General features: G+C 35.5%; 13 protein-coding genes. 9 read left to right on the top strand and 4 right to left on the bottom strand.

Going from position 1 to position 11969, the window contains the following annotated elements:
• Positions 1 to 2: 2 nt before the first annotated feature.
• From ribE to MV589_RS08830, 8 genes are all read left to right on the top strand, one after another.
• Positions 3 to 617, top strand: coding sequence for a riboflavin synthase (gene ribE / locus MV589_RS08865; RefSeq protein ID WP_297434008.1), 615 nt, complete (start codon positions 3 to 5; stop codon positions 615 to 617).
• Complete coding sequence (recQ, locus tag MV589_RS08860) at positions 581 to 2401, top strand: DNA helicase RecQ (RefSeq protein ID WP_297434006.1); 1821 nt, start codon at positions 581 to 583, stop codon at positions 2399 to 2401. The genes ribE and recQ overlap by 37 nt, the downstream gene beginning before the upstream one ends.
• Positions 2394 to 2783, top strand: a complete 390-nt coding sequence (locus MV589_RS08855) for a YidH family protein (RefSeq protein ID WP_297434004.1) — start codon at positions 2394 to 2396, stop codon at positions 2781 to 2783. Before recQ ends, MV589_RS08855 begins: the two co-directional genes overlap by 8 nt.
• A gap of 93 nt (positions 2784 to 2876) precedes the next feature.
• On the top strand, positions 2877 to 3350 hold the full coding sequence (locus MV589_RS08850; protein WP_297434002.1) for a flagellar basal body-associated FliL family protein: 474 nt from the start codon (positions 2877 to 2879) through the stop codon (positions 3348 to 3350).
• 332 nt (positions 3351 to 3682) lie between these two features.
• Positions 3683 to 4882: a TolC family protein gene (locus MV589_RS08845; RefSeq protein ID WP_297434000.1), complete on the top strand. Its 1200-nt coding sequence runs from the start codon at positions 3683 to 3685 to the stop codon at positions 4880 to 4882.
• Positions 4875 to 5561, top strand: a complete 687-nt coding sequence (locus MV589_RS08840; RefSeq protein ID WP_297433998.1) for an ABC transporter ATP-binding protein — start codon at positions 4875 to 4877, stop codon at positions 5559 to 5561. The genes MV589_RS08845 and MV589_RS08840 overlap by 8 nt, the downstream gene beginning before the upstream one ends.
• A complete protein-coding gene (locus tag MV589_RS08835; RefSeq protein ID WP_297433996.1) occupies positions 5558 to 6451 on the top strand; it encodes an efflux RND transporter periplasmic adaptor subunit in 894 nt (297 codons plus the stop codon). The genes MV589_RS08840 and MV589_RS08835 overlap by 4 nt, the downstream gene beginning before the upstream one ends.
• On the top strand, positions 6451 to 7626 hold the full coding sequence (locus MV589_RS08830; protein WP_297433994.1) for an ABC transporter permease: 1176 nt from the start codon (positions 6451 to 6453) through the stop codon (positions 7624 to 7626). The genes MV589_RS08835 and MV589_RS08830 overlap by 1 nt, the downstream gene beginning before the upstream one ends.
• On the opposite strand, the gene MV589_RS08825 is transcribed toward MV589_RS08830, so the two are convergent.
• Positions 7627 to 8502, bottom strand: coding sequence for a LysR family transcriptional regulator (locus MV589_RS08825; RefSeq protein ID WP_297433991.1), 876 nt, complete (start codon positions 8500 to 8502; stop codon positions 7627 to 7629).
• 104 nt (positions 8503 to 8606) lie between these two features.
• Between MV589_RS08825 and MV589_RS08820 the strand changes: the two genes are divergently transcribed.
• Complete coding sequence (locus tag MV589_RS08820; protein ID WP_297433989.1) at positions 8607 to 9635, top strand: YeiH family protein; 1029 nt, start codon at positions 8607 to 8609, stop codon at positions 9633 to 9635.
• Positions 9636 to 9705: 70 nt separating this feature from the next.
• On the opposite strand, the gene MV589_RS08815 is transcribed toward MV589_RS08820, so the two are convergent.
• From MV589_RS08815 to MV589_RS08805, 3 genes are all read right to left on the bottom strand, one after another.
• Entirely contained in the window at positions 9706 to 10749 is a 1044-nt protein-coding gene (locus MV589_RS08815; RefSeq protein ID WP_297433987.1) for a YfdX family protein, read from the bottom strand.
• Between the two features lie 345 nt (positions 10750 to 11094).
• Positions 11095 to 11841 carry a tRNA (5-methylaminomethyl-2-thiouridine)(34)-methyltransferase MnmD gene (locus tag MV589_RS08810; RefSeq protein WP_297433985.1) on the bottom strand — a complete coding sequence of 249 codons (747 nt, stop codon included), beginning with the start codon at positions 11839 to 11841 and terminating at the stop codon, positions 11095 to 11097.
• Positions 11842 to 11969 (bottom strand): ArsB/NhaD family transporter (locus tag MV589_RS08805; protein WP_297434010.1); only part of this gene is annotated, 128 nt, incomplete at its 5' end.

Raw genomic sequence — 11969 nt, 5'->3', positions numbered from 1 at the left:
ACTTGTTTACAGGTCTAATAAGAGAAGTCGCAACTGTTAAAAGCTTGGTAGGCAGCACACTTACCATCAAATCAAAATATAAAGCTGAGCTTGGTGATTCTATTGCCATAAATGGCGCCTGTCTTACTGTTGTTAAAGTAAATAACGATGGATTTAGCGTAGAACTCTCACCTGAAAGTCAAAAACTCTTGGCAATGGAAAACTATAGAGGTGAAGTACATATTGAACCTGCAATGAAAATGGGTGATAGATTTGAGGGGCATATTGTGCAAGGACATATTGACACCATCGGCACTGTAAAAGAGATAAAAAACAATGGTAACTCTTACGATGTCTTCATAGAGGTCGATAAAAAATTCATCCCCTACATTGTACCAAAAGGCTCCATCACAATTGATGGAGTGAGCCTTACTGTCAATGATGTAAATGCAGCCTCTTTTCGCCTTACAATCATTCCCCACACGATGAAAGAAACACTCTTTAAAAGCTACAAAAAAGGCTCGCGTGTCAATGTAGAAACCGATATGTTTGCCCGTTATGTCTCTCACATCATAAACCATCAAAAGTCCTCTTCTCTCTCATGGGACGAAATAGATGCCATCAGCACAAGTTACTAGGTCGCAGCATTAAAAACAAAATACTTAAAGACAATTTTGGTCATAACAGTTTTCGAGAGCTTCAAGAAGAGGGAGTTGATGCCATTTTAAATGGACAAGACTTGCTAATGATACTTCCAACAGGAGGTGGAAAAAGTCTTGTATTTCAGCTCCCTACCATGATGATGGATGGACTGACTATCGTCATTTCACCACTCATAGCTCTTATGCAAGATCAAGTTGCAGCACTAAAAGCACAAAACATCTCTGCAGAGATGCTCTCCTCGGCACAAAATTATGATGAAGTGCAAGATATCATCGCTCTTGCGTTTAGTGGCAGTTTAAAGTTTTTATACCTCTCTCCTGAACGCCTCAACAACGGCTCAACCATAGATATGCTCAAACAACTTAACATAAACTTTTTTGTCATTGATGAAGCACACTGTATTAGCCAATGGGGGCATGAATTTCGTGATGATTACCGTGCTTTGGGCAATTTAAAAGCTAATTTTCCAAATACGACCATCGCTGCGTTTACGGCAACCTCAACAGACAATGTCACAAGCGATATTTTACGAGAGCTGCGTTTAGAAAACCCCCTGCTGCTTAAAGGCAAGGTATTTCGTAAAAATATCTTTATCTCAACAGAGAGACGCATAAGCAACGGCTATGCACAGCTAAAAAATTTTCTTTTACGGCATAAAAATGAGAGTGGTATCATCTATGTAAGTTCTCGTAAAAAAGCAGAAGAGCTTAGTAGCCACCTAAACCAAAACGGCTACAAATCACTCGCTTATCATGCAGGACTACCACAACACGTACGGGAGCAGAACTTCAAAATATTTGTCAATGACAAAGTGGACATCATGGTCGCAACCATTGCGTTTGGAATGGGAATAGACAAGAGTGACATCCGTTTTGTGGTGCATATGTCCCTGCCAAAATCACAAGAGAACTACTACCAAGAGATAGGACGTGCAGGACGTGATGGCGAAGATAGTGAAGTGCTACTCCTCTTTAATGCAGGTGATATGGCGCAGCATAAACGCTTTCTCGCCGACATCACCAACGAAGAGTATAAAGCGCATTTAAGTACCAAAATAGATAAAATTTACAAATATGCCACAAGTGAAATATGCTTTCATAAACAACTCGCCGAATATTTTAACGACACCCTTGATGAGTGTAAAGATCGCTGCGACAACTGTCTTAGCTCTGATGATTTGCGAAAGGACATCACTAAAGAGGCACAGATGATTTTAAGTGCCATCTACAAAACAAATCAAGGCTTTGGGAAAAACTACATCATCGACATTTTACGCGGTTCAAGTGAGCAAAAAATATTGGCAAACGCAGCCGATAAGCTCTCTGTCTACAACATCGGCGAACACCTTAGTAAAAAAGAGTGGTTTGTCATTGTTGAGCGTCTTTTGGAGCTTAAGATTATAACACTTGGAGAGTTTAGCGTTTTAAAACTCACACAAGATGCCATAGCCATTTTAAAATCTCAAAAAACGGTGGACATAAAATCTTCAAGAATGCAGGTAAACACAAAAACAAAAGCCATTAAGCAAGAAAAAGAGTTCGACTACGATGAAGAGCTTTTTGAAAAACTCCGCATTAAACGCAGTGAACTTGCAAGTGAACTTGGTGTTCCTGCTTATATAATTTTCAGTGACAAAACCCTCAAACATTTAGCAGACGATATGCCGACAAACAAAAAGGAGATGCTTGAGGTAAACGGTGTAGGAGAGAAGAAGTTTACACAGTTTGGAGATAATTTTTTAAAGGTAATAAATGAATAATAATGACAATATTGACCCTAAAAACTTAATGGCAGTTGAGCGTGCTACAACAGCACTTATTGGCACTGCAATATCGCTTATAATATTGGGCTTTGTTGTAGAAAAATTTGAACTTTTTTTAGATTTGATTTCTATGCAGTTAAAAGGGAAACAGGGTCTGTCTGTGCCACAATTACAAAACACAGACTTCTACAACTACCTTGGCATAGCAATAGTAAGTGCTGGCATCATTTTAGCTCTCTATACTTATCGCTACTATACACTATGGATTAAACATCTACAGGAAGGGAAAATAGATACTGACAAAAATATCTATTTTCTTTTATCTATTTTTGTAGCATTAATAGGTGTAGTAATGCTTGTTGGTATGGTAATCGTATAAAATCAGAAGAGGGAAGTGGAACTATAGTAGATGTTGTTTTTTAACTTGAAAAATAAACTATTTTTTAGTTATCATTTATAAAAAGGATTTTCTGTGGCTAAAAATGGTTCAAATAAAACTTTAATCACTATTATTGTCATTTTAATCATTACTCTTTTGGGTGCTTCGGCAGCAGCTTTTTGGTATCTTAACAAAATTGACACTACCCAAACGCAGGTAAATAGACAAGAGCAAAATACTACCGATGAAACACTTGCAAAAATAGGTCCCCTTTATCCACTCAAACCTTTTACTGTAAATCTAAGAACAGCAAGTGGTAAAGATGTTTACCTCAAAGCAACGCTTACTTTAGAGCTTGATGACAAACTCCTCTCAAAAGAGCTCGATGCAAAAAATGCTGTCATTCGTGATAACATCATTATGATTTTAAGCAACCAAACAGCGCAAAGTATTACTTCAGATATGGGTAAATCAAAAATCTGTAAGAAAATAAAAGCCAACCTAAACTCCATACTTACTGATGGACAGATACGTAATGTCTATATCGTCAACTTTGTCATTCAGTAGTTTTCATTTTTATTTCATCTAAGAAGCCTATAATAGTAATACCAATCCCAACTAAGGAGTAACAATTTAAATAAAAGAGAAGCTATCAGATGCAAGGCAGACTATTGCAGGAGCTACTAGTAGCTTCAAGGATAGTCTAACGAAGTCAGATGTTAGCTTATCTTTTACCCGAAGGGCAAACATATTGCAGTATATTCCGGCGTTAAAAGAGTTTGAAGCTACCAGTAGCTCCTGCATTCTTTTGCCTTGTACTATACTACAATATGTTCGTTTAAATTATTACTCCTTAGTTGGGATTGGTATAATCATTTTTCACTATTATAGGATAAAAAATGCATAACAAAATAGTTCTTATTTTTCTACTTGCTCTTACAGCTCATGCAGATATGACAAGTTTTTACAAAACTGCTCTTCAAAATTTACAATACGATAAAAGTTACACACTTTATAAAAAAGCAAACAAAACTTCTCAAAGTGCTGTAACTTATTCAAAATATGCTAACTTTAGTCTCGATGGTGCCTACTCAAAAACATATGCACAGTATTTGCCAACATCATCAGGAAGTTTCAACACGACTGACATCTCTTTGCATGATACTTTAGACCTTTTTGGAAAAAATAACTACAAAATCCAAACACTGCGTTTAGATGTAAAGAGTAAAAAGAAAAAACTCTCTCTCAAAAAAGAACAACTCTTTATTTCATTGGTAAATATGGTTGCTCTTTACAGTAAAACGCAAATGCAACTCAAAATCCACCAAGAGCTTTATAAAAAACAGCAGAAAATTTATGAAAAACTTGAAAATTTAGCAAAAAATGGGGACATAACCACACTTGACATTCTCCGTTTTAAAAACACCCTCACAACCTTGCAGACAAAAATAGTTGCACAAACGCAAGAGCTTGCCAAAATGAAAGCAGAGTTACATCTTTATGCTCCAAATCAAAGCATTCCAAGACTCACACAAACGCAGCTACTCTACACCAAAAAAGATTTTTTAGCACACAATCCACAAGCTGCCATAAACAGCCTTGATGCACAAAAACTTTTGGCAGCCTCACAAGGAATGAACAAGCGTTATATACCTAATGTTACTGTTGGCATTAGCTATGAAAAACTAGATGATCCAACGGCTTACGGAGACAATCACTCTTTTGATGTAGCAGTTCAAATGCCCTTAAATGGTGGAAATTTCAAAGATGCAGAAGCTCTCAAAGTAGCGGCACTTAGCAGACAAACGCAGAGCGTAGAGTATAAAATTCAAAGAAAAAATGAGTACATAAGACACTATCAAGCCTATATAAATGCTAAAAATCAGCTTGCTATTTTAGAAAAATCACTGAAAGATTTTAAACAGAGTGAAGTAACAATTGAGCAAGCATACCTCAAACAGTATGTGGATTTTAACACTTATCTACAAGTTTTAAAACAAGCGCTTGATGTCAAAAACCAAATAATAGCGATGCAAACAACAGAGTATTTGGAAGCGACCATCATCAACGCTATTGCAAGTGGGAAAGTGTATGAGTAAAATCATTGCCTCATGCAAAGATATTGTCAAAACATTTAACGCTGGTGAAGCAGAGGTAAAAGCACTTCAAGGAATTACTCTTGATGTCTATGAAAATGAACTTCTTATGCTCGTTGGACCTTCTGGATGTGGAAAGACAACTTTTGTCTCTGTTTTAAGTGGATTACTCCATTTTGAGGGTGGAAGTTGTGAGCTTTTAGAAAAAAATATAGCAACAATGGATGATGCAACACTTACTGCCTTTAGAGGAGAAAATATCGGCTTTGTATTTCAAGCGTTTAATCTTTTACCCTCTCTTAGTGCCATAGATAATGTTGCACTTCCTTTAACCATAAAAGGGGTGCAAAGAGCAAAATCCCTCACGCGTGCACAAGAGATGCTAAACGCAGTCGGACTTAATGCAAAAGAGCATATAAAACCAAGTGGACTTAGTGGTGGAGAACAACAACGCGTCGCCATTGCAAGAGCGTTGGTTCATAATCCAAAATTTATTATTTGTGATGAGCCCACAAGTAGTTTAGACCATAAATCAGGACAGATCGTTATGGAACTTTTAACAAAAATCATTCAAGAAAAAGGTGCTAGTATGATAGTAGTAACGCACGATAATAGAATATATAAATATGCAAATAGAATTGTACATATGGAAGATGGAAAAATTACAAAGGTGGCTTTATGAGAACTTTTTTCATACTTATTTTTCTCTCACTTGTTGGCATTGCTGTAGCGATGGGAACTGTTTACTATAACGATATGGAAAAATCAGGCAACAATGTAGCCCTTCCCGCCCTTAAACTTCCCTATAAATCTTTTATAGCAGGAACAGGGATTGTAGAAGCAGGAAGTAAAAATATTGTAATTGGTGCAAGCGTTAATGGCGTTATAGAAAAAATATTTGTACAAAGTGGCGACAAAGTTGACAAAGGAGAGTTACTTTTCACACTGGATGATAGTGCAAAAAAGAGTAATATTGCCGTACTAAACGCAGCTATACAATCAGCATTAGCAAAACTACAAAGTGCCAAACATCAGCTTAACATCATACAAAATATGAAAAAACTCTCTGCAAATATGGTTACAAATGAGAAATATACAAAACTAAAAGATGATTACTCTGAAGCAAAAGATAATTTGACTCTTGCAAAACAAAAACTCAAAGCACTCCAAGATGAGCTAAAACTCTACAAAGTCTATGCACCGATTGATGGCATAGTTTTACGCTCAAATCTTACAGTAGGTTCTTACTTTAGCAGAAATTCAAAAGCACTTATTTTAGGAAGTAACAAGCTTAATATAAAAGTAAACATTAATGAATTTGACAGTTGGAAATTTCAAAAGAATGCAGATGCTACCGCGTTTATAAGAGGGAATCCTAAGCAAAAAGTAAAACTCTCTTATCTCTACACCATACCAATGGTTACACCAAAAACAAACCTTACAGGAACTTCTACTGAGCAGACAGATACAAGGGTTCTTCAAGTTGTTTACAGCGTAAAAAATAAACCTGAATTTCCTCTCTATGTTGGTGAAATGCTTGATGTTTTCATTGAAAATTCTAAAGGCAACTAATGTTTAGAGTTGCCATTGAGATGCTTTTACACGATAAGACTAAATATTTAGGGCTTTTAATTGGTGTTGCCTTTACTGCGTTTTTAGTGAGCTTTGCTATGAGTTACTTTGCAGGTTTTATGACAAGGGGTTTCGCTCTTGTAAGTGAAAATCCAAGTGCAAAAGTTTGGGTTATGGATAGTGCTGTAAGCTCTGCTGAAGCGACAATAAATATGAGCAACTCCTCTTTAGGAATTGTAAAAGGTGTAAAGGGTGTCGAGTATGCTTCTCCTCTTTATTTAGGCGATATGACAGCACGATATGCAAATGGACACTTCCAATCTTTTCAAGCAATAGGCGTAGATGATGCCACGCTTAGTGGTGCTCCAAAACCTGCAAATTTGTTGCGTATTCCAAATAGTGTTATTATTGATAGTGGTGGTACTGATGGTAAATTGCAAACACCCATACACAAAAAAGATATGTGGGCATATAACGGTTCTCATCTAAACGCAGCAACAAGAGAACTCCGTTATGGCGATGAGATGCTTATAAACTCAAAAAGAGTTGTTGTTGCTGGAGTTTCACACACTATTCCCCGTTTTCCACCAAGACCACTTCTTTATATAAGCACATCAAATTTTAAACGCTTAATTCCAGGAGAGAAGAGATACATCACTTTTATTATGGTTCGTCCTGCAAAAAATATTTCACCACAAAAACTTGCAAAACGCATCTCTAAAGAGACAGGACTTAAAGCCATCACAAGTAATGCGTTTAAAAAAGAGACGGTTATGTGGTACTTAATAAACTCAGAAGATGTCGGCGATATGGTAAATATGGTCGTTTTAGCAATGCTTGTAGGTTTTGGAGTAACAGGCGTGATGCTCTATATGTTTACCTATGAAAACATTAAACAATACGCCGTTTTAAAAGCAATGGGTGCCTCTATAAAACAACTCACAGATATGATATATACGCAAGTTTTCATTATGGCAGTAGTAGGAAGTGGCATAGGTGTTGGAATATCGGCACTCTTTGGTGAAGCAATATCAAGTGCGAGTTTTCCTTTTCGCATTATGTGGTTTGCACCATTCATTGGATTTTTAGGAGTTTTTATTGTCAGTATTACTGCTGCGTTTATCAGTCTGCGCCCCATCAAAACAATGGAATCTGGAATTGTATTTAAGCTTTAGTCAATATTTTTCAGATAATAAACTGTTTTCAAACTCAATAAATAGTTTACTTTTATATTTATTTTTATGATAAATCAAGTAAAACTTTCTCTCTATTTGAAGATTTTTTAGCTTTACTTCAAAAAGATCTTCCCTTTGCAACTCTTTTTCCACTACAAATCTAGAGAGGCAGGTAATGGTTTGAGGATTGTTAAAAAGAATAGTTTTCACCTCTTCAAATGCACTAAATTCCATAAAAATCTCCAACTCTTTAGCTGTATCTTCTATAGAATTCAAAAAAATATCTCTCGTACCAGAACCCTTCTCCCTTAAAAGCCATTTTTTTTCTAATAACTCATCAATATAGCAAGTTTTATTTTTTAGTTTTTTATCACTTGTAACAACTACAAATCTATCTTTTTTTATCTCTTTTTTTATGATGTCAGGATCATCACAAACAGACTCTATAAAGCCCATATCAATTTCATAATTTTTTACTAGATTAATGATGTTTTTGGAGTTTTGAATATCTTTTTTTATCTCTACATGTTGATGTGAATTTAAAAAATCAAATATAATTTGAGGTATGATATAATCACCTATTGTTTTACTCGAAGTAATCTTTAAAATCCCCGAAATTTTCTCATTTTTAAATAAATTTTTAGCATCATTAAGAGCTATAAAATAAGGCTCAGTTTTTTGTCTAAAAAACCTACCTCTCTCATTTAATACCAACTTCTTACCAAGTCTGTCAAAAAGTTGTTCATCTACCTTTTTTTCTAGTGACTTTATGGCTAGAGATATAGCAGATTGTGTAAGACCTAGTTTTTTAGCTAAGTTTGAGATGTGAGAATCATCACATAAATGATAGAAAATATTTAACTCTTTAAGTGTCATCACATATTCCTTATAAATAATATTAATTATTATATCAAATTTAATTTATTTTACTTATGTATTAATTAATTATATACTTCACAAAAATTACAAAGGTTTATATTATGTTTACGAAAGAAAACAGAACTAACACACTAAGTGGGATACTATTTGTCGCACTTTTTTCTATGAGTGCCACTTATCTGGCTGATTTTGCTATATTTAAGCATTTGGCTATTAGCCCGCTTATCATTGGTATAGTCCTTGGGATTGTATATGCAAACACCCTCAGAAACAAGCTTCCCCAAGAGTGGGTTCCAGGAATTATTTTTTCTACAAAAACACTCCTAAGAGCTGGAATCATACTATATGGTTTTAGATTAACTTTTCAAAGTATAGAAGCAGTAGGAATATCTGGAATATTTACAAGTGTTACTATAGTCACTCTGACATTTATCATCGGATACATTGTCGGCACAAAATTTTTAAAGATGGACAGAGATACTACCATTTTAGTGACAGCGGGAAGCTCTATCTGTGGTGCAGCAGCAGTTTTGGCAACAGAACCTGTATTAAAAGGTGAGCCATACAAAACTGCCATAGCAGTTTCAACCGTCATTATATTTGGAACAATTGCTATGTTTTTGTATCCATTTTTATATAGGATGGGTTACATTCCACTTACGCCTCAAGAGATGGGTATATACATAGGTGGAACAATCCACGAAGTGGCTCATGTCGTAGCAGCGGGAAATGCCGTAGGTGCTGAAACTGCCAAGACAGCCGTAATAGTCAAGATGATACGAGTAATGATGATAGCACCATTTTTATTGGTCTTGGGGTTTTGGCTTGCAAAAACAAGTAAAGATGTGTCAAATAAACAAAAAGCTAAAATAGTCATTCCTTGGTTTGCAGTCTTTTTTATGGTCGTAGCTGGATTTAATTCATTAAATCTCTTGCCTCTACATGTAGTAGGAAGCATTAACTCTATAGACACATTTTTACTTACAATGGCAATGAGTGCCTTAGGTATGGAGACAAGTATAGATAAATTCAAAAAGGCAGGAATGAAGCCAATTTATTTAGCAAGCATCCTCTTTTTGTGGCTAATCTTTGGGGGCTTTTATATCGTAAAACTTGCAGTACTACTATAGCTTTAAAGCTAAGCAGTAAAGTAACTAACGCCTAGACCCCATCAAAAAAATGGAGTCTAGATAGTAAATACTAGTGTTTTTTCACTGTATGCTCTTTTTCATGTTTAGAGACTAAAGATTTAAAATCATTTTTAATGTGATCATAAAGTTTTGCAACTATATTTTTTCCGCGTATCTCTGCCTCAATATTTTTTACCTGAGTTTGTAAACTTTTATACTCTGCCGAATGTTCTTTTGTGTAGCCTAAAAGAACTGCTTTTTCAAGTTCATCATCTGCACTAGAGAGTAGTTTAAGTGCATCTTTTTTGTTTGATTTATCGAGTTTTGATGCCTCTAAAACTAAATCTTGTGCTGTAATAAGAGGTAAAGGAACTACCACTACCTGTGTCACAACGCTATTAAGAGCCGTAGCTAAAGCTGAAAATGCTAATTTTGAGTTACCCTTATTAAGCATTTTTAGAGCCTCTTTTGTAGCAACTGGATATGTACCCATCGGTATAAATTGTGTTGTCATATCCATTTCATCTTGTAAAGGGAGAAGCATATTTCTAGCTGCTTGTGTATCGTGATCTTTAAGTAAAGACTGCGCTGCATTTATGATATATTTAACAAGTTTAGCATCTCCTGTAAAATCATTTACCCGAATTTCATCCGCAATAGGAACAAGTGCTAGTTGTGGATCTTTTTTCAATGCTTTATCAAATAGTTTTGTCGCTTTTTCAAGAGCTTCTTTTGCAGGTTTTATTTTATTTTGGTGCAATGCTCTTAATGCTACTACAGTTTGTTGTAAACCTTCTGTTACCTCTTTTGGTGCTTTTTTAAGAGCTAATCTATGTTGCGTTGCTTCTTTGCTAACAATAGCTTTAAGTCTTTTTGCATCATCTCCTCTTGCCTCTTTTGTAAAACTTTTCATATCCATTTTTGCTCTAAACGCATCTTTTGAACGAGTGCTTTGTACATCTGCTTGTGCCATAGCATGCGCTTTTACAGAATTCGGATTATTTAATGCCTTTGCCTCTTTTGAAGCTACTGCATCATTTACATTTGCGTAGAGTGCTGATGTTGAGAGGAGAATACCTGCCAACAGTGTTGATATCATAACTTTTCTTTTCATACTTTATCCTTTGTCTATCAAGTTTGTTAAATAAAATTTTATAGGTTAATTGATAACACTTAGTAAATAGACTTCTTTCATAACCTAAATATACTTCAGCATTTTATAGAGAGTTTTAATCAAGACAGATGTTCTTCAGCGTAGCCGTAGCTACGGTGAAGGTTATCTAACGCAGAGTAAAGCTCTCTATAAATTGCCCAAAGGGAGGGATAAAAAAAGCGAACTTGCACAAAACTTTTCCTCACCGTAGCTACGGCTACGCTTCAAAAAAGATTTTGCACAATTTCATCTTTTTTTCTTCCCTCTGAAATATATCTAGGTTATGAAAGAAGTCTAATATAAAAGTTAATCCCTAATTGATTTAATGTTAGGATTACAAGAAATTTTATGTTCCATATCCACACTCACAGCGTTTAGGAGCTGCGTTTGAGAGGCAAGTGTTGCCGTTCTGTAGCCCTCACCCTCATTTAAATAGATATAAAAACCATTTTCATAAAGAGCAAGTCGTATTTTAAACGCAATAGAGTATGTAGTAAGCACACCATCCTTTTTCATAGCCTTTGCGATGTCTGCAAAATACTCTTTTGTCCAAAGAATCGGATTGGTACTAGGAGAAAAAGCATCCTGATAGACAATGTCGAAGAAATCTTCAAACTTTGCAATATACTCCCTAGCATCGCCTAAAAACAGTTCTATGAACAATTGTTCATCTCTATAAAACCCTTCCCTACTGAGTGCAATAATAATCTCTCGCAACACTTCAAACTCTTTTGGGTAGCTAAAATCTTCTAAAGACTTTACAAGTGAGGCATCAAGTTCTGGCGAGAAGATATTGAGCTTTGTTTGCGGTCTGTTTTGTCGGTAATACAAAATCGTTGCTAAAGTATTAAACCCAAGCCCATAACAGATGTCTAAAATATTTACCTCATCTTTTTCTATCAATTCAAACGCAGGTATAACATGCTTTTGCAAAGACTCTTTGAGCGCACCATCTTTTGTGGAGTGATAGTGTTCGTCATACTCTTTTGAGTACGCTGTATATGAGCCGTCATCACTAAGTGTTAATGTGTGGAGTGCATCTTCAAAAGCCATCTATAAAAGTCCTAAAAGCGCTACTAAAAGTACAGGAGGGGTAATTACCAGCCCTACTTTCATATACTCACCCCAACCAATCTTTACCCCTTTTTGTGCAAGAACATGCAACCACAGAAGTGTCGCAA

Origin of the sequence: Sulfurimonas sp. (genome assembly GCF_026991475.1) — a bacterium.
Classification (GTDB): Bacteria; Campylobacterota; Campylobacteria; order Campylobacterales; family Sulfurimonadaceae; genus Sulfurimonas.
The sequence above is the reverse complement of the archived record's forward strand: the minus strand, read 5'-3'. Positions and strand labels throughout refer to the sequence as shown.